We start from the raw sequence: 23,569 nt of genomic DNA, 5'->3' as shown, positions 1-23,569 counted from the left end.
CGCTTTTGCTTCGCCACCAAATTTTTTCGACAATACTGTCGCAATCGCTGCTGTCAGTGTGGTCTTGCCGTGATCGACGTGACCAATCGTGCCGACGTTGACGTGCGGCTTGGTCCGCTCGAATTTGCCTTTTGCCATTTTGAACTCCTAACAATTTTGATGAGAATGTTCAGGCACGCGCCCGACCGACTTGCTGATTTTTAATACAGATAAAACTGAAACTACTAAATTCTTTGGTGCCCTTTACGTGGATTGAACACGTGGCCTCTCCCTTACCAAGGGAGTGCTCTACCACTGAGCTAAAAGGGCAAACTAGCCGTCCTATGCCCCGCAAACTATGCAATCTGGCACGTCCAACCTTTAAACTGGAGCGGGTGAAGGGACTCGAACCCGCGTCAAAAGCTAGGAAGGCTTCAGCTCTACCATTGAGCTACACCCGCGAGGGTCACCTAATCTTCGCTACCACTACTTGCCTAACTTAATAAGCTTCCCAAGAAACTTGGTGGAGGGGGCTGGATTCGAACCAGCGTACTCGTAAGAGAACAGATTTACAGTCTGTCGCCTTTAACCACTCGGCCACCCCTCCGCGGGGAACCCCAAACTATAGGGGAGTCGACTTCCCTTGTCAACAACTTGAAGTGGTTTGATGCGTAATATTTTCAAATATTTTGCAAAGCTGATGTGATTTCAATCAGCTTTGCTTGGCAGGATAAATGACTATCTGGCAGCAACCCAAATGTTAGAAGCGCGTTTCTCGTGCTGCGCGGAGGAAATTATCAAGAATAGGCGTGCAATCCAGCAGTTCGGAGCCGCCAGCCCGGTGGAATTCCGGATGCCATTGCAAACCCATCACAAAACGCGACTTGGTGTGGCGGACAGCCTCAACAATATTGTCGCCCTCAGAAATTGCCTCGATCATCAGGTCGCGCCCCAGATCGCGCACCGCCTGATGGTGAATCGAGTTCACCAAAGGCGCAGTTTGGCCCGCGAACAGCGAAGCCAGCGACGACCCAGGCGGAAATTGAATCGTATGGCGATGACTATCGTACAAGTCATTTACGTGCGGCTTGGCCTCAGGCACATCAGACGCAATGTCTTGATACAAGGTGCCACCGAAAGCTACGTTGATAAGCTGACAACCACGGCAAATACCCAAAACCGGCTTTCCGGCCTCGACAAATTCATGCAACAACTCAAGCTCGTACATATCGCGCGCGCTGTCGCCTATCCATTCCGGGCGCGTCGCCGTTTGCGAATATGTCTGCGGAGCAACGTCAGCGCCACCTTGCAACACCAAGCCATCCAAATGCTTGGCGTAATCGCGCAAACGAATCTTGCTCGGGTGCAAAAGGCCGTTGGTATTTACCGTTGGGATCATCAACACCAACACATCGCGCGACATTACCCATTGCGCAATCGACTCTTCCAGATATTGCAAAGTCTTGCCTTGCAAGCCGCGCGCGCCCGCTTCCGGGTGAAAAATCCTGGCCGACACGCCGATTTTCAACGTGCGTTGGGTTAAGCGGCGACCAACTTGATCTGACAAGCTTTGCAAGCGTGCGGAAAAAACGCGCCAGGTTTGCTTCCACGGCGTGTCGTCTGGCAGTTGCCAGGCCGGCGCATTATTTTTTCCGAATTCAAGTTTGGCGGCAGGCACATAAGGCGCCGCCGGAGCACGCACAATTGGCGGCTCTACTGAAGAGGAGGCGGCGGCAGGCAGCGGATTGTGATCTGGAGTTGGAGTTTCAGAAGGGGTAGAAACAGCTGGTGGCAAATTGCTATCGGATTTGTCAGACATGGCATCACTTTAGTATCGAGAAAAGGTAGACAACGAATCGCATCAATTTATCCGCACAAACTCAACATTGATAACAAACGTAAGGAAGATCACGAAATATCGCTTAAGTCGTGCGTAAATTCTTAGATCTTGTACAGCGCATCAGCATATATAGACGCCTAATTTCAGTACAGCGATTACATAGCTTCAGATGCGCGACCCGCAAAACCGATTACGTTTGAAAAGGCATAATGCATGGATCCATTCATCCAGCCTTTCACGACAAACAGCGCATTCAAAACATCATGCTCATTATTTATTACAACCCTGGCTGCTCGAAATCGCGCGCAGCACTCGAACTCACTCAACAATTTGCAGCACAACATCAACTCGCTCTTGATGTCGTCGATTATCAAAAAACGCCTCTAAGTCTGGCGCAGTTGACTGAACTGCATCAACTTTTGCAATCAGAACAAGCAGTCAGTGTGCTGGAAATGACGCGCGACAATGAAGAATTATTTTCTACACTTGCTTTGAAAGATGCCAGCGATACGGTCTTGCTGAACGCCCTCGCCGCACACCCGCAATTACTGCAGCGCCCTATCGTTCGGTTCCATCAGCGTGCGGTGATCGCCAGGCCGCCAGAGTTGGTGAATCAGATTTTGCACGCAGATTAAACGCGCTCAAAAACAGAACCGCAAACAATTATTTTGCGACCGCTTCCTTTTTAGCTTCTGCTTTGGTCGTTGGCATAGTCGGGATGTCGTCGACGCCACTGATTTGGTATTTTTTCAAAATATCGCGATACATGCCGGTCAATAAAGAAAGCCTCGGGTTGCGCGGGTCCAAACGACGAGCGTCGGCAACATAGCGGCGCGCTCTCTCGCCCAAGGGCATGTCCCAACCGAGGTTATCCAGGCATTTAAGTGCTGCGACTGCGGCGTTGAAAACCACTTGCGGATTATGCGGCAGCTTTTCTGCAGCTTCCGACATCAAGGTGACGGCGCCTTGGAAATCGCCAAGACGCGCCTTCTCAGCACCGGCAGAAACCAGATCCACCACTTCGCTTTTGCTTGCTTGCGTGATGCGTTTGGCCAAATCTTCGCGGCCACCCTCTTGCAACAAACGCATCGCGCTGCTCATTGCAGCGGGCGTCGGCGCGTTACCAACAACCGAGGTCATGATCTCCACGACGCCTTGCTCCAAACCATGATCAAGACAATTTTTTGCCAACGCTATCTTGGTCTCGTTGCTCAAGCCGATTGGTTCTTTGCAAGCTAGCAACGCAACTTCCAGTTCTTCGGTCGCTAGTTCCTTGTCGCCGTTATGGCGATGGAACATAGCACTTGCAATAGCGCGACAAGCTGCGGTTTTCTTCAGGCCGGATAATGATTTCGCCAGATCGCGAATGATGGCGGGGACGGATTTGGTTTCGCCCTTGGCCAGCGAGGTTTCCACCAATTGCACATGATCTTCCGGCTCGCGGAATTCGGAAAACTTGGCCTTGCTGACCACTTGCTGAAAAACGCGATGCGCGGTTTCGGTATCGCCGTTTTGCAATGCGACCTTGCCCAGCTTGCGCAAGCGGCGCAGCGCATATGGTGAACGCGCAACTGCACTTTCCAGCGTGGCTTGCATTGCCGTCAAATTGCCGCGCGCCTCTTGCGTTTTGGCGAGCCAATCGTAGGCATCCAGAAACTCACTTTTTGTTTCTATCAACGAAGTCAGTTTTTCTTCAGCTTCTTCATAGCGCTCTTGCATGAACAAGGTGCTGGCCAAACCCAGATGTGCCCACGCGATTGAGCGCTTGGATAACAACTCGGTATAAATTTCTTCAGCGGCATCGACTTGGCCCAAGGTCATATGCATCTCTGCCCGCAAGCGAAGAAAATCAACGCGATATGTCGCTTTGGCGTTCTCACCTGTTTGGCAAATTTCTATCGCCTCGCCTAGATTTCCCAACTCAAGCAGACGATAAACTGGCATCAACGCATTGCGCTTTTCGATCGCCTTGGAAATCCGCTCCATCAAGGTATCGGCGGTGAAAGGTTTTAATACGTAATCGTTGAGCGCCAATTCTGCAGCGCTAATCACTTTGCCGTGCGTACGCTCAGCCGTCGCCATGAAGAACACCGTCGACAATGGAATCAGTTTGTTGTGGCGCAAGTCTTCCAGCAATTGTTGGCCATCCTGCTGCTCTTCGCCCAAATCGTATTCGCAAATCACCAAGTCAAAAGCCTTCTGCCGCAAAGGCCGAATCGCCGTGCCAGAACTGTTCGCGTACTCGATCTTGCTCATGCCGCCCAAGCTCAACATGTTATGAATACTGGCGCGCATGCCTGCATGCGGCTCAATAATTAGTGCGGTTAGTCCTGCAAGTTCTAGCATGATGTTTCAAACCAATAAAAAGATGCTGCGCACTTCATCGAAGCTAGAAGGCGTCATTACTGTAGAACAATATTACATTTGTTAAACGACGTCATTGCAATTGTGTAGCCCGCACCATGCAGGCGCAAGTTGCGTGTCGTGCGGGCGACAATTAAATGGAAAATTGATAAGAAGGATTTGAAGCGGGGCAACAGAAATACGCAGCAAGAGTTATCTGCGAGGGCTTAAGCGATACCGAGATCGAGCGTAGGCTCTTCGACCACAACCTGATTACGGCCACCTTGCTTGGCTAGATACATGGCTGTATCAGTACGCGAGAAAAGATCCAGCACTGATTCGCCGGGCAGATATTGCGTCAGACCGATAGAAACCGTGACGCGATTGCGCAATTTTTCATCCCATTCAAAATGCTCAACCTGTTCGCGTATGCGCTCAGCGACATTCAGCGCAGCCAACAAGGCCGTCTCAGGCAATACCAGCAAAAATTCTTCACCACCGTAACGGCCAAAGACATCACCATCACGAATATTTTTCTGCGCAATGCGCGTGAATACACGCAAGACTTCGTCGCCACCTAAATGACCTGCCTCATCATTGATGCGTTTGAAATGATCGAGATCGATGACGGCAAGACAAAGTGGCGTGCCGGTTTCATCGGCTAAACGTTTTTGCTGCTCAAGCGCGGCGACGATGTAGCGGCGGTTGAAGCAACCCAGCAATACATCGCGTTGCGCGTCTTCCTCAATATCGCGAATTTTTCGATTGGCCTTGAACAAGGCGCTCTGCAGGCGTTGCACGCGATTTGCCAGCACAGCAAAACCGGGCAAAGTCACCGCCAGCACTAATAACTGCGCGCATTCCAGTGTCAGCATCGCACTATCAGTACGCGTCGCATAGTGGGACGCCACTACCAAGGCATAGCCGACTAAAGTCGCGCCGGCGAGAAACAACACTTCGCGCGGCGACAGTCTATGCATGACGAAGGCCATGACCAGAAACAGAAAAGGGATAAAAGCGATTTGCGTAATCGGCGCGATATACACCGTATACAACATGATGCCGATAGCCGAAATCGTAATCGGCAAACGCAGATTTTTTTCCTGAATCTTAAGATTCAAGCCGAGCGCAAAGCACAGGCGGAACACTAAAAAACCTGAGCCCATCAAAACCGCATTCGTCTGCAAGACAGACAAGGCGATCAAACCCTGCAGATAGAAAATGCAGATGACCAGCAAATAAATCAGCGCGAGTACACCGGCAAGCATCAGCCGTCTAATCCGCGCATCCTGACGCGCATGTGTATCTAGTGGCGACACATGGCGCGCGCGCACTACATGGACTTTGGATTTTTTGGTTTTGAGGTGTTGCTGTGAGATTTCGGCAAAAAACTCTAGCTGACGCCCAGCCTCCTCCGACGGAAAAGGGGCCGCGTGTGTATCAGTTTGCGAAACAGCGTTTTGATCACCCGTCTGCTGCATGAAACCCACCGAGAATGGTTCGTCTGAAACAAATAAACCGGCTGAAATTTCACCGGTTTCCTTGGAGCAACTAAATCATATCCTGCAGTAAATCGCACGGAATATAATCCCTTTTTAACCATTCGTCACAATCGGCATGCATTACGCCGCCAAACTATCTGCAAATAGTGCCAACTCCGTGGTTATTTCGCTGCATTTGTAGATATCCCGGTTTCTTGGGCGGGTTGATTCGCGCGCATATACCAAGCTGCGACCACTGCAATCCCGCACAAAACTGCTACTAGAAAAAACGTTTCATTGAAGGCGCTGCGATGATTGTCTATGCCTAAAGCCTGGCGCGATTCGTGGACTGCAATGCGCCATTCCAACACGATGCCGACCATGCTGACACCGATCGCGCCACCTAGTTGTCGGACAAAATTAATCGTACTCGCACCTTGTGCGATCAAACTGAAATCCAGCCCACGCATTGCGCCAAGATTCAAAGCGGGTAGTACAAACCCCAGACCTATCCTACCGATCACGGCCCACGTCATCAACATGAAGTAACTAGTCGCAGGCGAGCCGGTCGCCATCAAACCGAACGACGCGGTGAGAAAAGCCAAACCTATACACACCAACACATTCGGCGGATACCTATCAGCCAAGCGTCCCGCCAATGGGATCGTGACGGCCAGCACAATACCTGCAGGCAGCAACACAAGACCAGCGCGCGAAGGTGCGTAATGCATCGCCACCTGCATATAAATCGGCAACAGATAAGTCGAGCCGAACAAACCCATGCCGTAGATAAATGCCACCAAGGCGCCCATCGCAAACTGCCGATAACTGAACAATTTCACGTTCATCAAGGGCTCAGCCTTCGTGCGTAATTGATAAACAATAAAGGCGATAAAACTGGCCACGCCGAGCACCAGCAAAGCAATAGCCTGAGGTACATCGCCGCGCAATTCGACCAAACCATTCAGCAAACTGATGATGCTGACACCGACCAGCAGCAGCCCTTTCCAGTCGAGCGGCTTGGCTTTATCCAGCAGCGGCGTGTAGGCTGGCAGAAAGCGTCGGATCAGGAAAAACACTATGAGACATGGCGGCACCACCACAAAGAAAATCGAACGCCAACCAAACAGCTCCACCAAAAACCCGCCCACACTAGGCCCGATAGCTGGTGCCAGCACGACGCCGAAACCAAAAATCCCCATCGCCCTGCCCTGCTCATGCTGATCGAACGCCCGCAAAATCACGATCGCCGGTATCGGTTGCATCACGCCTGCGGCCAAGCCTTCGATCACGCGCATGGATAACAGCATCGGATAGTTAATGCTGAATCCGCCCACCACACCACCGAACAGCAATAGCGCAATCGCGCCGGTGTAAGTACGCCGCAAGCCGAAGCGCATCAATAGCCAAGGCGTGGTCAACATCGACAGTGTCATCGCCAGCATGAAGCCAGCCGACACCCATTGCGCGCGCTCTTGCCCGAGCGTGAAGTATTTGCTCAGATCGGGAATCGCAACATTGACGATGGTCGAAGAAAGAATCGCAGCGACGCTGCCTATCATGCAGGTCAGCAGGACCAACCATTTGTAGCGTTCGCCGTAACGGGCGCGCAGATCTTCCAGGGTGAGTGCGGGCATGATGAGTGTTTAGTTGTCTACGGCCAGTATATAAGCGCGCAATTTATTGTCAAAACCGTGAGAAACATTCAACGACCTGTAACACGGTCTTGTAGATGGATTACTTTTTCTGCCTGCCGTTCAATTCAATGAGCGTGTCGCGCTGAGATGGCATTTCAAAAAACCAATAAAAAAATGGGCCGGATAAATTTATCCGACCCATTTTCTTAATCAACTACTTGATTACCATGACGTAATCAGACGTCTGCTTCCGGCAATGCTTCCAACGGTGGCTCAACCTTGGTAATCAACAAACGATCGATACGATTTCTATCCATGTCGACTACTTCGATGCGGTAGCCTTCCCACTCAAAATGATCCGACATTTGCGGAATGTGACCAAGGAAGGTCATCACGAAACCAGCCAGCGTGTGATACGTACCCGAAGCTTCTTCCGGGAAGCGCACTTCGGTTTCCAGCAATTCGCGAAAGCGGTCAAACGATACGCCACCATCGATCAGCCATGAACCGTCGTCGCGACGTACGCCGTCAACTTCATGATGTTCATCGATCACCGACACATCACCAACCAGCGCACCGAGCACGTCACTCAAGGTGACGATGCCTTCGATCTCGCCGTATTCATCGATCACCAATGCCAGTTCGGCACGATTTTTCTTCAGCGTTTCCAGCAATTGCATCGCGCTAATGGTTTCCGGCACGAACAGTGGTGGACGCGTGGCAGCGGCAATATCTACTGTCGCGATGGATTTGCCGCGAATCGCTTGCTCGAACAAACTGCCGGCGTGAACAATACCGATGACGTGCGAGATATCGCCTTTGCAGACTGGCAAACGAGTGTATGAGCTGTCAGCGATCTTGGCCAGATTGATTTCAAGACTATCTTCCAGATCGATGAAATGCACATCCAGACGCGGTGTCATCAAACCTGCGACACGCTGATCATCCAGACGCAAAGCGCGCGATACGATGTCGTGTTCAGTTTTTTCAAACAGGCCAGCATCAGCGCCTTCGCGGAACAGGCCAGCGATTTCTTCTTCGGTAACGCTATCGTCTTTTTTATGATGCATACCAAGTATGCGCAAAATAAATTCCGTAGTGCCGGTCAGGATCTTGACGAATGGGCCCATCAGTTTCGACAGGAACAGCATAGGCGCGGCGACGATAGAAGCGACGGCTTCCGGATATTGCATGGCGATGCGTTTTGGTACCAGCTCACCCAAAATCAGCGAACCGAAGGTGATGCCGACCACGACGACGCCTAGCGCGATTTCGCGCGCATAAGTGGCAAGGATCGGGATCATGGCAACTTCAGGTTCCAGCCGCTCGACCAGCGATGCTTCACCGAACGCACCGTTGAAAATGCCGATCAGTGTGATGCCAACCTGGATGGTGGAAAGAAAACGGCTAGGGTTGTCGGACAAATCAAGTGCGGCCTTGGCGCCGCGACTGCCGTTTTCAAATAACTTTTGGAGACGAATCCGTTTGGAGGTGACGATCGCTATTTCTGACATGGCGAAAACGCCGTTGATCAGAATCAAACCCAAGATAATTAATATGTCCACTACTAAGGGAACTCGCGGTTAAACCCACAAGCCCTACTGTTGATAAGCGATGAATAATATCATTAGCGCGCCGCACATCGCAAAAACTGGGGATTTTTTAGCTAACAGCGTGGATTTTCTGGCAACTCTGCACAACGTTCAGGTTCGTTTGACGATTTCGGCGATCAGAAAGGCAACGGCCGACCACAATACGGTAGAGCCGAAAGGCAGGACAAAAATACGGTCAGCAAAATGGAGTTTGACGTCACCGATGATGCGGCCGACGCCGATCTTTACCAATATCCAAGGCAACAAGGCGTAGAACACCGTCAAGCCTACAAAAATGACTGCTACCCATCGAATCATTGTGCATCCTTCATTGAGTATCTTTGATTAAGCATTCTTCGCAAGTCCAGAACCCTGGAAATCCGCGTGCGATCGTTACGCTTAAAAGAACTTGGCGACTAAAAAAACCACCAGCGACAACAATACGGTTGAAGCGAATGGCAAGAATATCGTCTTGCCGAATACCGTAAAACGTACATCGCCAGGCAATTTGCCGACGCCGAATTTCTCCAGCCACGGCAAGGCAGCAGAAAACACAATCACAGCGAGAAAGATGACAATAAACCAGCGGAACATGAGCAGCTTTCCTGATGCTGTGACAGATGTGCTTGCAGTAATCGGCGCATGCCGCCGCACATATTAAAGTCGGCGACTTTGATCGGCGCGGTCGAACGCTGCAGGCAACTGCACATCCAGTCCGACCACTAATACCTTGAATAATTCGCCCATTTCGGCAGGCGAAGTCAGTTTTTGTACTGCATTGGCTTGCGGCAGATAAGCGCGCGCATCTTCCGGCGAGGTTTTCAGCAGGCGATCACCCAAACCGGCCGTCAACAGGAATGCGGCTTGACTCATGTAACCCAGCATTTCCAGACCATTATTCACTGCTGCCAATGCCATAGACGTGAAATCGACGTGCGCCGTAATATCCTGCAAACCCGGTAGATAAAACGGATCGGGATGCGCGTGATGACGGTAATGACACATCAATGTGCCTTCGCTACGCTGATCCAAATAATACTCACTAGCCGGAAAGCCGTAATCCAGCAAAATCGCCGCACCGCCCTTACCTGATTGTTTCAGTCCAGCCGCAAACATGCTGGCCAGCGAGCCCATGAAACCAACGGCAATCGGATGCACTTCTGTCAAATAGCCAACTGACAATTCTTCTTCAAACGGAATTTGCGCGACCAAGGCCTCATCGCATGCGCGATCAACAAATATAAATTTGTCATCATCGAAAGATACACCGCGTTCCAGCCAGCCATTATCACTTTTGACAACTAGCGAAACCGGCATCGCATCCAGCACTTCATTTCCCAGCACGACGCCGGAATAAGCAGCAGGGAAATCGTCCAGCCACGTCACCTGTGGGAAATTTGCCAAGGTTTGCTGCTGACGCGCGCGCAATTCGCCGGACAATTCGACGATCGAATAAGACTCGAGCGGAATCCCGGCCGCCGCGCATTCAGTCAAAATATCCAGCGCCAGTTTGCCAGTACCCGCGCCAAATTCCAGGATCTGCGGCACGCTTTGCGCCATCAGTTCGCCGGCGGCATGCGCCAGAGTTTCACCAAAAAGCGACGTAATCTCGGGCGCGGTTGTAAAATCACCGTCTTTGCCAAGTTTTGCAGCGCCGCCGCTGTAATAACCGACATCGGCCGCGTACAGCGCCAGCTCCATGTAACGCGCGAATGAAATCCAGCCATCATGCCGGCGAATTTCTTCAGCGATCAGGTTCTGAAGTGTGTGTGACGCGACCAGCGCGTCCGGGGATGGTTGAGGCAGTTGCAGTTGCATGGCGGTATTGTAAAGAAATCAGCAGAAGACACAACACAAGCATCCATGTCCACAGATAAACCAACAGTTTCAAGAAAAACAGCGCTCGTTACCGGCGCGGCCAAACGCATAGGCCGTGCGATTGCGCTCGGCTTGGCGCAGCGTGGTTGGGACGTGGTTGTACATTACGCGCACTCGGCGGACGAGGCACATGCAACCGTGGCCGAGATCGCCGCACTTGGTCGCAACGCGATTGCGCTGCCTTGCGATTTAAGCGATGAGGTCGCAGTTAAATCATTGTTGCGCGCGGCCGCGGCGCAGCTCGGACCGATTTCCTGCGTAGTGAATAATGCGTCGCTGTTCGATTACGATAGCGCCACTGATTTTTCTGGCGCATCGCTGGACGCGCACATGCATGTCAATCTGGTAGCGCCGGTTTTGCTCGCGCAAACCTTGTTTGAAGAAACCGCCGATGGCGAACAATCAGTAGTGGTTAATTTGCTCGATCAAAAACTGTTCAACCTGAATCCGGATTTTTTGTCGTACACATTATCGAAGGCAGCTTTGCACAGCGCGACCACGATGCTGGCGCAGGCACTCGCTCCGAAGGTACGAGTGGTCGGCGTCGCACCCGGCATTACGCTGGTATCCGGCGACCAGAGCGAAGCAGAATTCGAGCGCGCACATAAAGTCACGCCGCTAGGTCGCTCCAGCACTCCAGAAGATATCGCCGCGACCGTTTGCTTCGTCGCCGAATCGCCATCGATTACCGGCACCACTATCATCGTCGATGGCGGGCAACACCTGATTCCCTTGCAGCGCGACGTCATGTTTGTCGCTTCCTGATTTTTTAAGATTCTTCACCCGCAAGATTTTTTGCAATAAAACTGGTTTAAAAATAGATATGAATTCCTTCCTTTTCCATCCACAGCTCGCCGATTGCCGTCGTTTGTTTTTGAGCAATTACGAAGTAAAAATCAATATCGGCGTGCACGAGTTTGAAAAGAAAGGCGAGCAGCGCGTGCTGATCAACGTCGATCTGTTCATCCCATTGAATGAATCGACACCGACTGCGGATACGCTGGACGAAGTCGTTGATTACGATTTCATGCGCAGCACGATTGCCAAACGCATGGCGCAAGGCCACGTGCATTTGCAGGAAACCTTGTGCGACGATGTCATCAAGGCGATGCTGGCGCATCCAAAAGTCCGCGCCGCACGCGTATCAACCGAGAAGCCTGACGTCTATCCGGATTGCGATTCGGTCGGCGTAGAAGTATTCCGGATCAAGGGGAACTGATATGTCCCAAACTGTAATGAATGATGCTGTGATTGCAGATACAACAACGCCGACAGAAACCGCAGCAGCCTTGAGCTTCAAAGCCAGCGAAAAGATCGTCTACGAAAATAACAAGCTGCACAAACGTCTGTGTCGCCAGGTCGGTCAAGCGATCGGCGACTTCAACATGATTGAAGACGGCGACAAGATCATGGTGTGTTTGTCAGGCGGCAAAGACAGTTACGCCTTACTGGATATTTTGATGACGCTGCGCGAACGCGCACCGATCAAGTTCGACATCATTGCGGTCAATCTGGATCAAAAGCAGCCGAATTTTCCCGATCACATTCTGCCGGCGTATCTGAAAGAACTCGGCATCCCATTCCATATCGAGAATCAGGATACCTACAGCATCGTCAAGCGCCTGATCCCGGAAGGCAAAACCACTTGCTCGCTGTGTTCACGTCTGCGTCGCGGCATTTTGTATCGTGTTGCCGATGAACTGGGCGCGAACAAAATCGCGCTCGGCCATCATAGAGACGACATCATGGAAACCTTTTTCCTGAATATGTTCTTCGGTGCGAAGATCAAAGGCATGCCGCCAAAACTGCAATCCGATGATGGCAAGCACATCGTGATTCGTCCTTTGGCGTATGTGAAAGAAGCAGACACCGAGCGCTACGCGCAGGTGAAAAACTTCCCTATCATTCCTTGCGATCTATGCGGCAGCCAGGAAAACCTGCAGCGCAAACAGATCAAGAACATGTTGCGTGAATGGGAGAAAAAACATCCAGGTCGCGTCGACAATATCTTCTCGTCATTATCGACTGTCGTGCCATCGCACTTGATGGATGGCGAATTGTTTGGCTTCAAAGATTTGAAAGCGACGGGTGAAGCGATGGCGAATGGCGACATCGCATTTGATGAAGAACCTTGCTCTACCGGCTCTACTGTTTCCAGCATTATTCCACTGCGTTCGGAAGAGTAAACACTACAAGGCCTTCAATGCGTTAACGCATTGAAGGCCTTGTAGAAAAATACTGCCAATTTGTCCTGCATAAATTCTGACTACATATCTCGTCGTCAGAATTTACTCAAGCATCATCTCCAACAATTAATTGCCTAGCACCTTTTGCGCGCGTTGCAACTCTGCCTGCGCTTCATTCAGCTTCTGTTCCCGTTTGGCGATTTTGTCTTTGTCCTTGCCTTCAGCCTTGGCTTCGGTCAATTCACGATCGCGATCCGCGACTTTTGCGCGCGCTTCGCTGACATCTTTTTCACGTGCGGCACGCAATGATTCAGGCGTGCAGTTTGCGTCATTCGCTTTCAATGCTTTATTCAAACCAGCCACTTTCTTGTCATTGCCTTTTGACTTGGCTTGGTCGATTTGCTTCAAAATATCCTGACGTTTCGAGATGCAGGTATCGGTTGCCTCTGGCGCTTTTTGCGCGAAAGACAAGGTTGCAATTGAAGACAGCAATACTGCGGTAGCCAAATGTTTCATAAACACTCCCGTGTGGTTAGCATTTCAATATACAGTTTGTTCAGGTCCGATTCTAGCGTCGACTTATCTATGACGCGGCCTTGGCGGATAAGCGATTGAAATCGCTGATCCAGTCTTGCAAGGTTCTAACGAAATGCGACTTCTGATCCGGCGTCGCCATATGCATCATCTCTGCGACCAAACCCGCATTGGCATCGGTCAGCGCATCAAAGAATGCCTGCTGTTCTTTATTGCCAAAATGATCCACCGTCGCCGCAATATATTTTTTGATCATCGCAGCAGTCGCATCCCTGCTTGGTTTTTCCGCGTGAATTTTTTTTAGCAAGGCGACCAATTCCATCTGGCGGCGCATGCGATCACCCAACACCAATTCATTATTTAAAGGACGCGCATCAGATAAGGTGCGCAACTGCTGCTCTTGCGCACGGCTAAAGCTGCCGAACCAGTATTCGGCCTGCTTTAACATTTTTTTGTAACGAAATTCCTGTCGGCTAGCCTTATCGCCACTCAAATATTCCTTGCGATATTTAGTCGTGTTCTTCGCCAGCTTTTCTTCGATGTTCGCGATTTGTTCCGAAGTCAATGACAGAGCGAGATCAGCCAAATCGGGCGCGGCTTTATCGGCAATTTCCATCACTTCTTTTCTGCCAGTTTCATAGTCCGCCAACAAATCGGCCTTGGTCACCGTTGCCAAATCTCGATGCTGTATGCGTGAGACTAGTTGCACATACTCGCGCAGCTGCGTTTTATGATGCCAGGCAAACAGATCTTCGATGTGACGCTTGACCCACGGTTTCTGCTCGGTTTCAAAATCAACGTAACTATTGAGCCACCAATACGAAACAGTTTCGCCATTATTGAAGCCGATGCGCACAGCACCGCAAGCCAGCAAAATAAAGGCGGTTGCGAAAATCGTCAGCTTTTTCGCAATAGCAAGTGAGGGACGCGTGATAAGATTTTGCATTCTTTTTATTGGCTTTCTATGAACATAGTCATTCTTGCTGCAGGTATGGGAAAGCGCATGCAGTCCGCGCTCCCGAAAGTTCTGCACCCATTGGCGGGCAAAGCTCTTTTATCGCATGTAATCGATACTGCTCGACAACTGTCACCAACCAAACTTTGTGTTATTTACGGCCACGGCGGTGAACAAGTCCCGCAGTTATTACAGGCCAAGGATCTGGCATTTGCCAAACAGGAACCGCAACTTGGTACCGGTCACGCAGTGATGCAAGCGGTGCCGCAACTCGATGACAACGCGCCGACCTTGATTCTGTACGGTGATGTGCCGCTGACAACTGCTGCTTCATTGCAACGTTTGTTGGACATCGCAGGTTCCAATAAGTTGGGCATACTCACCGTCAACATGGACAACCCAACTGGCTATGGTCGCATCGTCCGTGAAAAAAATTCTATCAAGCGCATTGTTGAGCAAAAAGACGCTAGCGACGACGAGCGCGCAATTACCGAAGTCAACACTGGCATCATCGTCGCACCTACCGTTTTACTTAAAAAATGGTTGGCCAATCTTTCCAACAAGAACGCGCAAGGCGAGTATTACTTGACCGATATCGTTGCCAGCGCAGTGGCCGATGGCGTTGAAGTCGTATCCGCTCAACCCGACCACGTGTGGGAAACCCACGGCGTCAACAGCAAAGTCCAGTTAGCCGAACTGGAACGCGTACATCAACACAATATCGCCAACGCATTACTGGAACAAGGCGTCACGCTGGCCGATCCATCACGCATCGATGTACGCGGCACACTCACCTGCGGTCGCGATGTATCTATCGATGTCGGCTGCGTATTTGAAGGCAATGTCACCTTGGCCGACGGCGTACGCGTTGACTCATACTGCGTGATCCACAACACGAGCGTCGGTGCGCAAACCCACATTCGCCCTTTCAGCCATTTTGAAAACGCCGTCGTCGGAGAAGCGTGCATCATCGGACCTTACGCGCGTCTGCGCCCAGGTACCGTGCTGGCAGAAGACGTACACATAGGTAATTTCGTAGAAGTAAAAAACAGCGAAATCGCCGCGCACAGCAAGGCGAATCATTTAACCTATATCGGCGATTCGACGGTTGGGTCGCGCGTCAACATTGGTGCTGGCACAATCACCTGTAACTACGATGGAGTGAATAAATCGCGCACCATTATTGAAGACGATGTTTTCGTCGGCAGTGCGACACAATTGATTGCGCCTATACGTGTGGGTAAAGGTTCGACGATTGGTGCGGGTACGACCTTGACCAAAGATGCGCCTGCGGAGAAATTGACGGTATCGCGTGCCAAGCAGATTACGATTGAAGGCTGGCAGCGACCAGTGAAGATCAAGAAGTAAAAGATTTAAAAGTGAATATTCAGCGTAAGCGTTGAATATTAACTCTTGAATAAAAAATCGGGCCGCAAGCCCGATTTTTTATTTCAATGTGCCATCTGCACGACGGCATAACGACGCCCGTAATACATCTGCACTGCAATCGCCAATAAAGACAACACACCACCCATCACGCATACGCCCAGCCAGTGCCAGTGTATCCATGCGATATTGCCGATCAGCGAACCTATGCCGCCGCCTAAAAACCTTGTGACGTTATAGACCGTATTCAAACGCCCCAGCGCTTCGCTTTTCAATGCGAAGTTGCGCGTCATATTCGATACGTGGCCCGACTGCATGCCGAGATCCAGTAACACCACGCCGACTGCTAGGCCGACCAGCGAATAACCAATCGCACCGAACGCGACATACGCAACAACGAAGGCAATGCTGCTCAACATCACGGTTAGCCGCGGACTTTTACTATCGGATAATTTGCCAGCATACGGCGCGGCGATGGCGCCGATCACGCCGACAATCCCGAACATCCCGGCGACATCGCTGCCATATGCTTGCGGCAAGCTGTGCACATGGAATACCAGCGTAGTCCAGAACGCACTGAAAGCTGCGAACTGCAGCGCGGCGACCAATGACGTTTCGCGCAATACGGGTTGCGTGCGTATCAACTCCAGCATCGATTGCAACAGCGATTTGTAATTGCCGTGAAAAGTCGGCGGGCCTTTTGGCAGCGCGCGCCCGAGAGCAAAGAACAACACGATCATCAAGCCTGCAGCAATCCAGTACATGGTTTGCCAACTGAAATGCGCACCGACAAAACCAGCAATCGTGCGCGATAGCAAAATACCCGTCAGCAAACCGCCCATCACAATGCCGACCACCGCGCCGCGATCTTTCGGCTCTGCCAATTGCGCGACGAATGGTGTCACCAGTTGCGGCACGACGCTGGTGAATCCGACGACAAAGCCCGCGATGATCAACCAGTGAATGGATGGTGCCAACGCAGTCGCGACCAATGCGCAGGTGGAAGCGAGCAGCAACAGGCGGATCAACATCCGTCTTTCCAGCATGTCGCTCAGCGGTAAAAATACCAACATACCGAACGCATAACCAAACTGCGTCAATGCAGCGACCGGCCCGACCGATTTCTCGGTAACGCCAAAAGTGCGCGCGAACTCGACCAGCAAGGGCTGGTTGTAATAATTATTCGCAACCACCACGCCGCCCGTGATCGCCATGATCCATACCGTCGATTTGCGCAACATCACTTTCTCCAAATTCTTTAACTGAGCTTCAGTCTAGACGCGCACTGTTCATAAGGAAAATACTGTATTTATTCATCACTCATACCTTTAAAATATAAATAACCAAATCCAAAGGACTGCTATGGATATCCGACAACTCAAATATTTCATGGCCATCGCTGAAGAAGGCCAAATCAGCCGCGCCGCCAAACGTCTGCATATGGCGCAGCCACCACTCAGCCTGCAATTGAAGATGCTGGAAGAAAATCTAGGCGTGCAACTAATAGAGCGCAATACCAAAAGCCTGCGCCTGACGGAAGCTGGCCATGCGCTGTATCAACGCGCCGAACAAATCCTCGGGCTGGTGGATAGCACCACCAAGGAAATCCGCGAATTCGACCAGGGTTTGCGCGGCACTTTGGGAATCGGCAGCCCGCCTGGTATCGGTCATTTATATATGCCGCCGCGGCTTGCTGAATTCCATGCGAAATATCCGGAAGTGACTTTTCAATGGCGCGAAGGGAATACCTATCGCGTGCTGGAATTACTGAACTCCCACGTAATCGAAGTCGGCATCGTGCGACTGCCCATAGACGACAAGATTTATGAAATCAAACCGCTGGTGACCGAACCATGGGTTGCTGTCATGCGCAAAAATGCGGGACAAACGCGCCCTGCGACGATTACGCTGCCGCAAGTTGCGCGTGAACCTTTGCTACTGATGCAGCGCCAGCATGGGATTTTCTGGCACGACATGGTGTGGGATGAATTGCGTGCGGCCAAAGTTGAGCCGACCGTGTTTTGCGAAAGCGACAACGTGATGGCGCTGCTGACATTGGTGGAATTAGGCTTGGGCGCTGCGATCGTGCCGCGTTCGGCTGCTGCGCTCAAGGCTAGCGAGTCGCTGCATATTGCCGAGATCACCGGCTGCAAGCTGGAATCCGCGGTGGCAATTACCTGGCTTAAAGGCCAGCGCTTATCGGCTGCGGCGAAACAGTTTTTGGAAATGTTTTAAGCGACGATCGTCATACTGCGATGCGCGTTTCAAATTTGCTGCGATGGATGGAGAAAAAGCTTTTCACGTTGCGCACATTCGCATGCGATGCAAACAGGCGGTGCACCAGCGCGTTATACGCCGGCATATCCGCCACCTGTATCACCAGCACAAAATCCGGGCCGGGCGACACGCGATAGCATTGCAGCACTGCGCTTTCAGTGGCGACCAAGGCTTCAAATTCCACCTGCCGTTCGGCAGCCTGATTATCCAAAGTAATTTCAACTATCGAAGTTAGACCCGCACCTATCTTTTGCGGCGAGACGATCGCCACCTGACGCTCGATCACGCCCGCATCAACCATACGTTTAACGCGGCGCAGACAAGTTGGCGGCGAAGCGTGCACAGCCACTGCCAAATCGTTGTTGGTTTGCGATGAATCGATCTGTAGCGCATTCAAAATGCGTTTATCGAGTTCATCCAGCAATAGTATTTCGTCGCTCATATGGAAAATATATTCATATATTTGAAATTAAATTTCACTTAATCAATCAAGAGAAATAATAAGTCATTTATTTCAATATTTAGAAAACTTATTTCACAAACCCTCATCTAGACTGTGTCACTTACACAAATCACAACGAGGTTCCTATGTGCGGTATCGTCGGCGCAGTAGCGCAACGCAATATCACCCCTATTCTGGTCGAAGGACTCAAACGGCTGGAATACCGCGGCTATGATTCCTGCGGCGTCGCGCTGCACGTGGACGGCAAGCTGGAGCGCTCACGCAGCACCGCGCGCGTGGCAGAACTGGAAAAACAGATCGCCAAGGAACACCTCGAAGGTTTTACTGGCATCGCACACACGCGCTGGGCCACACACGGCGCACCGGCATCGCACAACGCGCATCCGCATTTTTCCCGCGACCGCATCGCCGTCGTCCATAACGGCATCATCGAAAATCACGATGAACTGCGCGATGAGCTGAAAGCGCTAGGCTACGTTTTCGAAAGCCAGACCGATACCGAAGTCATCGCCCATCTGGTCGACCATTTATATACCGGCGATTTGTTTGAAACCGTACAACTCACCACCAAACGCCTCGATGGCGCATTCGCGATTGCGGTATTCAGCCGCGATGAACCGCATCGTGTGGTCGGCGCGCGTCGCGGCTCGCCACTGATCGTTGGTGTTGGCAATGGCGAAAACTTTGTCGCCTCGGACGCATTGGCATTGGCCGGCACCACCGATCAAATTATTTATCTGGAAGAAGGCGATGTCGTCGACCTGCAGTTGCAACGCGTCTGGATCGTCGATGCGGATGGCAAGCAAGTACAACGCGAAGTCAAAACCGTACACGCCCACACAGGCGCAGTCGAACTCGGCCCGTATCGGCATTACATGCAGAAGGAAATCTTCGAGCAGCCGCGCGCGATCGCCGACACACTCGAAGGAATTGAAAGCATCACGCCGGATATTTTCGGCGACCAGGCGTTCAATATTTTCAAACAGATCGACTCAGTCCTGATCCTTGCTTGCGGCACCAGTTACTACTCGGGCATGACCGCCAAATACTGGATAGAAGCGATTGCCGGCGTGCGCTGCGATGTAGAAATTGCCAGCGAATATCGCTACCGCGACAGCGTACCGAATCCGAATGCGTTGGTCGTCACCATCTCGCAAAGTGGCGAAACCGCAGATACTTTGGCCGCACTGCGCCACGCGCAATCGCACGGCATGAAGCACACTTTAACCATCTGCAATGCTGCCACCAGTGCGATGGTGCGTGAGTGCGCGCTCGCCTACATCACGCGCGCCGGGGTCGAAGTTGGTGTTGCATCGACCAAAGCCTTCACCACGCAACTGGCCGCATTGTTCCTGTTGACGCTGACACTGGCGCAAGTCAAAGGTCGTTTGAGTGACAAGGACGAAGCCGCCTACCTCAAACAAATGCGCCATCTGCCAGTCGCCATCACCGCCGTGCTCGCGCTGGAACCGCAAATCATTGCCTGGGCAGAAGCCTTCGCCCGCAAAGAAAACGCACTGTTCTTAGGTCGTGGCCTGCACTATCCAATCGCACTCGAAGGCGCGTTGAAGCTGAAAGAGATTTCATACATCCACGCTGAAGCGTATCCAGCTGGTGAACTGAAACACGGCCCACTCGCACTCGTCACCGAAGAAATGCCGGTCGTCACGGTTGCACCGAATGATTCGATGATCGAGAAATTGAAATCAAATATGCAAGAAGTCCGCGCACGCGGCGGCGAGTTGTACGTGTTCGCCGATGGCGATTCGCGCATCACTTCGGGCGAAGGTTTGCATGTGATTCGTTTGCCGGAACACTACGGCGCGCTGTCACCGATACTGCATGTCGTGCCATTGCAATTGCTGGCCTATCACACTGCGTTGGCGCGTGGCACTGACGTCGACAAGCCACGCAATTTGGCGAAGTCTGTGACTGTGGAATAAGCCACGTGAGCAAACTGAACGAGCGCAGTCATGCTGATCTGATCGAATCCTTGAGCAAGCTTGAGTACGCGATCAGACAGTCAATGACCGTGCGTGAAGATCAAGACGAACCGGCAAATTCTGAACACAAGGATGAGGCGGAACGTTATGGGATCGAAGTTGATAGCGCCGTGACGAAAGGCGATCTACTCAACGCGGTGCAGACTTTAGTTAGGTCTATGCAAAGAAGAGATAGCCACTAATCGTCTAACCAAGAAAAGTTGGGCTAGGCGAATTAGCGATCCAAAAATGCTTGCCGAATCATTTTTACATTTGGCATGAAGTACGCGGCAACTTGAAGATCACCGGCAAAGTTGTCGATAAATTCGATCTTGCTTTGCGAGTCCATGGTTCTTCCCCACTCTTTTTCCAAACGCGACGCCGTGGCCTGAGCGTGCTGAACTGTCAGCGCTGTCGACGGAATAATGTCGGCCTCAGTAAGCGCAACTGCGATCAATGCCAAACGTGGGTGAAGCTCCAACAAAGCCAATTCACTGGCGATAGACTGAAAAGATATTACCGCCACATTTCGATAATGTTTGCTATAGCACTCGCGCGCGTAGGCTACGCCGGTATGTGTCTCGGTAGCCAGTACAAACGCGGCAAGCGCTTGTCTATCACCCTCTGCCACACTGGCGTTATCCAAATAAGATTGCATGTTCTGTACCGCACTCAACTCCAGGCGATACGGTCGCATGTTCGGCTGACCATCATGATGAAAATCATGCGCGACTGCTGCGACATAGAGTAGCGCTTTCTCGTGCGAGGACATCTCTGCAACAGACGCAATCGCCGAGGCACAGAGCAAGACTTCAAGGAAATGAATTTTATTGTGATAGGCGTTGCCAACACCAGCACCGATGCCTGCATCAATATCATGCGCCAAGGCGATACCCGCTTTATATAGCGGATCGTTAGTCGGCACTTCTGCTATTTCCATAGCGACGGAAAATGCTTCGACGAGTGGCGTAGCAAGCGAACAGAAATATTCTATGCATTGGGCGATTGCAATACCGGCTTCGCACGCATTCATGTCGCGTGTCAGGCGAAACGGAGCTTGCGACAACATCGCAGTTGGGATCATGACTGCTTGCCGAGATACCGCGACACGTCAACTTCATCGAGTTGCTCAGGCTTCAGAAAGCGCTCACCAAATTTCAAATGCAAACCCGACTGTAAAAACAAATCGAACAAACTGCTATCAATATGATTCTTGTCCCGCAGGTCTGCAAGAATCTCTATCGACTCAGACAAAGTCTTTGCGTTTTTATAAGGTCTATCGCTGGCAGTTAGCGCCTCAAAGATATCGGCAATTGCCATAATCCTTGCTGGCACTGAAAGTTGATCGCCATTGAGCTTGCGTGGATAACCACCACCGTTGATTTTTTCATGATGCGTACCTGCATATTCGGCGACGCGTTTTAGATTCTTTGGAAACGGCATTTCTTCCAGCATCACGATCGTCTGCATGATGTGTTCGTTGATCTTGAAGCGTTCTTCTGCAGTCAATGTGCCTCTATCAATTTTGAGATTGTAGAGTTCGCCGTGGTTGTACAAATATTCGGGGATCTCGATAGAGAAGCCGTACTTGGCATCCAGTGAACGAGATGGCGGGCGGGCGACAAGATGATGCGACTTATCTGAAAGAATGCGCTCGGTTGTCGGCAATGCTTCCGCAAGATCGCACCCTGACCGGAGCGCCAACTCTTCGTGTGAGAGTCCGAGGCAATCATCGAAATACCGCAACCATGTACCCTCACCTATTTGCTGAAGGCGATCAATCGCGGCCTGCGACAAGCGTTCGCCGCCGATATTGCATTGCGCGAGAAACTCAAAATCGTCGTTGAGCCGCTGCTCCGTCGCGGCGAAGTTAGCATCGGCATTTTCCCTGGACTCGCCCGCGAGCAAAGCCTCTAGTCGCACAATCTCTGCATCGCGCCGCAGTACTTCAAACCGCATTCTCACTTCGTGAATACGGTTATGGATCATCTCCAGCTTCGTTGCCTTGTCGACGATATGTTCCGGCGTCGTGATTTTGCCGCAATCGTGCAACCAGGCACCGATGCGAAATTCGCGCCACTGTTCTTCAGTGGAAAAACTGAAATCCGCCAGCGAACCGTCTTTGCAATTACTGGCTTCCTCTGCCAGCATCATCGCCAGTTCCGGCACGCGTTCGCAGTGACCGCCGGTATGTGCACTCTTGGCATCGATCGCGCCGGCCAGTACAGTGACGATCCCTTCTATCAATTCATCTTGCGAAGCGATCAAGCCACGCATATCAAGCGCAACTGCAGCTTGCGAAGCCAGCGCCTCTACATAGCGTTGATCGCGCTCTGAAAAAGTGCTGATCTCACCGTCGGAATCGATGGCATTAATCAGCTGCAGCACGCCTATAGATTCGCCGCCGCGAGGACGAATAGGGACGGTCAGCATTGATACCGTGTGATAACCCGACTCTTGATCAAACCGTCTGGTCCCGCTTAAATCAAACCCTTCTTCTTCGTAAACATCGTCAATCGCGACGCTACGGTTATGCAAAGAGACATACGTACTGACGTATTGCTCATTCGCTTGCCCGGTGTCTGGGTCATACAAAGGGATTTCGAAAGCAGGTAATTCGTCTGTGCGTGAACGCAAAGCAAAACGCAATGTCTGATGAGGCGTGTTCAGATATAGAGTCGCCGCGTCGGCATTACAAATCCGTTTGGCGGCCATGAGCAGATGGCGTAGCAGTTTGTCATGATCGCTTTCGGACGAGAGTAGCAAGCAGTTCTCAACCAAAGTAGAAAGTTGATTTTGCATGTGACGAAGCGTATCGCTTCTACCGAACATCGCGTATTCTTGCCCGATTTCCGGTTCGTCAAAAAAAGTAAATGGATGAGTGTTCATACGCCGACCTGAAACGAATGATTAAAAAATCCGAATCAAATTGATAATCTTCGGAATATGGTGCTGAAAATTTAACAAGAAATCGCTAACAATGCCGATCAACTTATTGCGACACATTCTAGATTATTAAATTGTTGAATTGGTTCA

General features: G+C 51.3%; 23 protein-coding genes and 3 tRNA genes. 8 read left to right on the top strand and 18 right to left on the bottom strand.

Annotation, left to right across the window (positions count from 1 at the left end):
• The 5 genes from Q7T66_RS06450 to Q7T66_RS06430 form a co-directional block, all read right to left on the bottom strand.
• The coding region (locus tag Q7T66_RS06450) for a GTP-binding protein (RefSeq protein WP_253251337.1) at nt 1-138 on the bottom strand (138 nt) is incomplete at its 3' end.
• 96 nt (nt 139-234) lie between these two features.
• Nucleotides 235-309 (bottom strand) — tRNA-Thr (locus tag Q7T66_RS06445).
• A 57-nt stretch (nt 310-366) separates the two neighbouring features.
• A tRNA-Gly gene (locus Q7T66_RS06440) sits at nt 367-440 on the bottom strand.
• A 60-nt stretch (nt 441-500) separates the two neighbouring features.
• Nucleotides 501-586 (bottom strand) — tRNA-Tyr (locus Q7T66_RS06435).
• 153 nt (nt 587-739) lie between these two features.
• Nucleotides 740-1,798 carry a gamma-glutamyl-gamma-aminobutyrate hydrolase family protein gene (locus Q7T66_RS06430; RefSeq protein ID WP_304932507.1) on the bottom strand — a complete coding sequence of 353 codons (1,059 nt, stop codon included), beginning with the start codon at nt 1,796-1,798 and terminating at the stop codon, nt 740-742.
• Between the two features lie 230 nt (nt 1,799-2,028).
• On the opposite strand from Q7T66_RS06430, the gene Q7T66_RS06425 reads away from it, so the two are divergent.
• Nucleotides 2,029-2,454 carry an ArsC/Spx/MgsR family protein gene (locus Q7T66_RS06425; protein WP_304932506.1) on the top strand — a complete coding sequence of 142 codons (426 nt, stop codon included), beginning with the start codon at nt 2,029-2,031 and terminating at the stop codon, nt 2,452-2,454.
• 28 nt (nt 2,455-2,482) lie between these two features.
• Here Q7T66_RS06425 and Q7T66_RS06420 read toward each other — a convergent pair whose 3' ends face one another.
• The 7 genes from Q7T66_RS06420 to Q7T66_RS06390 all read right to left on the bottom strand — a co-directional run bounded on the left by Q7T66_RS06420 (nt 2,483) and on the right by Q7T66_RS06390 (nt 10,690).
• Nucleotides 2,483-4,165: a response regulator gene (locus Q7T66_RS06420; RefSeq protein WP_304932505.1), complete on the bottom strand. Its 1,683-nt coding sequence runs from the start codon at nt 4,163-4,165 to the stop codon at nt 2,483-2,485.
• Between the two features lie 224 nt (nt 4,166-4,389).
• Complete coding sequence (locus Q7T66_RS06415; protein ID WP_304932504.1) at nt 4,390-5,496, bottom strand: diguanylate cyclase; 1,107 nt, start codon at nt 5,494-5,496, stop codon at nt 4,390-4,392.
• 329 nt (nt 5,497-5,825) lie between these two features.
• On the bottom strand, nt 5,826-7,280 hold the full coding sequence (locus Q7T66_RS06410; protein ID WP_304932503.1) for a DHA2 family efflux MFS transporter permease subunit: 1,455 nt from the start codon (nt 7,278-7,280) through the stop codon (nt 5,826-5,828).
• Between the two features lie 236 nt (nt 7,281-7,516).
• Nucleotides 7,517-8,845 (bottom strand): hemolysin family protein, encoded by a 1,329-nt coding sequence (locus Q7T66_RS06405; RefSeq protein ID WP_304932502.1) that lies wholly within the window; start codon nt 8,843-8,845, stop codon nt 7,517-7,519.
• A 138-nt stretch (nt 8,846-8,983) separates the two neighbouring features.
• Entirely contained in the window at nt 8,984-9,190 is a 207-nt protein-coding gene (locus Q7T66_RS06400) for a DUF2905 domain-containing protein (RefSeq protein WP_304932501.1), read from the bottom strand.
• 81 nt (nt 9,191-9,271) lie between these two features.
• Nucleotides 9,272-9,466, bottom strand: coding sequence for a DUF2905 domain-containing protein (locus tag Q7T66_RS06395; RefSeq protein WP_304932500.1), 195 nt, complete (start codon nt 9,464-9,466; stop codon nt 9,272-9,274).
• A gap of 63 nt (nt 9,467-9,529) precedes the next feature.
• A complete protein-coding gene (locus Q7T66_RS06390; RefSeq protein ID WP_304932499.1) occupies nt 9,530-10,690 on the bottom strand; it encodes a class I SAM-dependent methyltransferase in 1,161 nt (386 codons plus the stop codon).
• A 45-nt stretch (nt 10,691-10,735) separates the two neighbouring features.
• Between Q7T66_RS06390 and Q7T66_RS06385 the strand changes: the two genes are divergently transcribed.
• From Q7T66_RS06385 to ttcA, 3 genes are read left to right on the top strand one after another with little or no spacing between them, the layout of a single operon-like run.
• Nucleotides 10,736-11,515 (top strand): SDR family oxidoreductase, encoded by a 780-nt coding sequence (locus Q7T66_RS06385; RefSeq protein ID WP_304932498.1) that lies wholly within the window; start codon nt 10,736-10,738, stop codon nt 11,513-11,515.
• A gap of 58 nt (nt 11,516-11,573) precedes the next feature.
• Nucleotides 11,574-11,969, top strand: coding sequence for a dihydroneopterin aldolase (locus tag Q7T66_RS06380; RefSeq protein ID WP_304932497.1), 396 nt, complete (start codon nt 11,574-11,576; stop codon nt 11,967-11,969).
• A 1-nt stretch (nt 11,970) separates the two neighbouring features.
• Nucleotides 11,971-12,936 carry a tRNA 2-thiocytidine(32) synthetase TtcA gene (gene ttcA, locus Q7T66_RS06375; RefSeq protein ID WP_304932496.1) on the top strand — a complete coding sequence of 322 codons (966 nt, stop codon included), beginning with the start codon at nt 11,971-11,973 and terminating at the stop codon, nt 12,934-12,936.
• Between the two features lie 126 nt (nt 12,937-13,062).
• Here ttcA and Q7T66_RS06370 read toward each other — a convergent pair whose 3' ends face one another.
• On the bottom strand, nt 13,063-13,452 hold the full coding sequence (locus tag Q7T66_RS06370) for a DUF1090 domain-containing protein (RefSeq protein WP_304932495.1): 390 nt from the start codon (nt 13,450-13,452) through the stop codon (nt 13,063-13,065).
• Nucleotides 13,453-13,519: 67 nt separating this feature from the next.
• Nucleotides 13,520-14,416: a DUF6279 family lipoprotein gene (locus tag Q7T66_RS06365; RefSeq protein WP_304932494.1), complete on the bottom strand. Its 897-nt coding sequence runs from the start codon at nt 14,414-14,416 to the stop codon at nt 13,520-13,522.
• A gap of 18 nt (nt 14,417-14,434) precedes the next feature.
• Between Q7T66_RS06365 and glmU the strand changes: the two genes are divergently transcribed.
• Entirely contained in the window at nt 14,435-15,793 is a 1,359-nt protein-coding gene (gene glmU / locus Q7T66_RS06360; RefSeq protein ID WP_304932493.1) for a bifunctional UDP-N-acetylglucosamine diphosphorylase/glucosamine-1-phosphate N-acetyltransferase GlmU, read from the top strand.
• 83 nt (nt 15,794-15,876) lie between these two features.
• Here glmU and Q7T66_RS06355 read toward each other — a convergent pair whose 3' ends face one another.
• Complete coding sequence (locus tag Q7T66_RS06355; RefSeq protein WP_304932492.1) at nt 15,877-17,052, bottom strand: MFS transporter; 1,176 nt, start codon at nt 17,050-17,052, stop codon at nt 15,877-15,879.
• Between the two features lie 121 nt (nt 17,053-17,173).
• Here Q7T66_RS06355 and Q7T66_RS06350 point away from each other — a divergent pair, with 121 nt between their 5' ends.
• Complete coding sequence (locus Q7T66_RS06350) at nt 17,174-18,046, top strand: LysR family transcriptional regulator (RefSeq protein WP_304932491.1); 873 nt, start codon at nt 17,174-17,176, stop codon at nt 18,044-18,046.
• A gap of 10 nt (nt 18,047-18,056) precedes the next feature.
• Here Q7T66_RS06350 and Q7T66_RS06345 read toward each other — a convergent pair whose 3' ends face one another.
• Nucleotides 18,057-18,530, bottom strand: a complete 474-nt coding sequence (locus tag Q7T66_RS06345; protein WP_304932490.1) for an Lrp/AsnC family transcriptional regulator — start codon at nt 18,528-18,530, stop codon at nt 18,057-18,059.
• Nucleotides 18,531-18,676: 146 nt separating this feature from the next.
• Here Q7T66_RS06345 and glmS point away from each other — a divergent pair, with 146 nt between their 5' ends.
• The gene (gene glmS, locus Q7T66_RS06340) at nt 18,677-20,494 is read left to right on the top strand and encodes a glutamine--fructose-6-phosphate transaminase (isomerizing) (protein WP_304932489.1); all 1,818 of its coding nucleotides are present in this window, start codon (nt 18,677-18,679) and stop codon (nt 20,492-20,494) included.
• 5 nt (nt 20,495-20,499) lie between these two features.
• Nucleotides 20,500-20,736 carry a hypothetical protein gene (locus Q7T66_RS06335; RefSeq protein ID WP_304932488.1) on the top strand — a complete coding sequence of 79 codons (237 nt, stop codon included), beginning with the start codon at nt 20,500-20,502 and terminating at the stop codon, nt 20,734-20,736.
• A gap of 32 nt (nt 20,737-20,768) precedes the next feature.
• On the opposite strand, the gene Q7T66_RS06330 is transcribed toward Q7T66_RS06335, so the two are convergent.
• Entirely contained in the window at nt 20,769-21,617 is an 849-nt protein-coding gene (locus Q7T66_RS06330) for a hypothetical protein (RefSeq protein WP_304932487.1), read from the bottom strand.
• Nucleotides 21,614-23,422 (bottom strand): HD domain-containing phosphohydrolase, encoded by a 1,809-nt coding sequence (locus Q7T66_RS06325; protein WP_304932486.1) that lies wholly within the window; start codon nt 23,420-23,422, stop codon nt 21,614-21,616. The genes Q7T66_RS06330 and Q7T66_RS06325 overlap by 4 nt, the downstream gene beginning before the upstream one ends.
• Nucleotides 23,423-23,569 lie beyond the last annotated feature (147 nt).

It is taken from the genome of Herminiimonas sp. (assembly GCF_030655415.1).
This window is presented reverse-complemented; position numbering and strand designations above follow the sequence as displayed.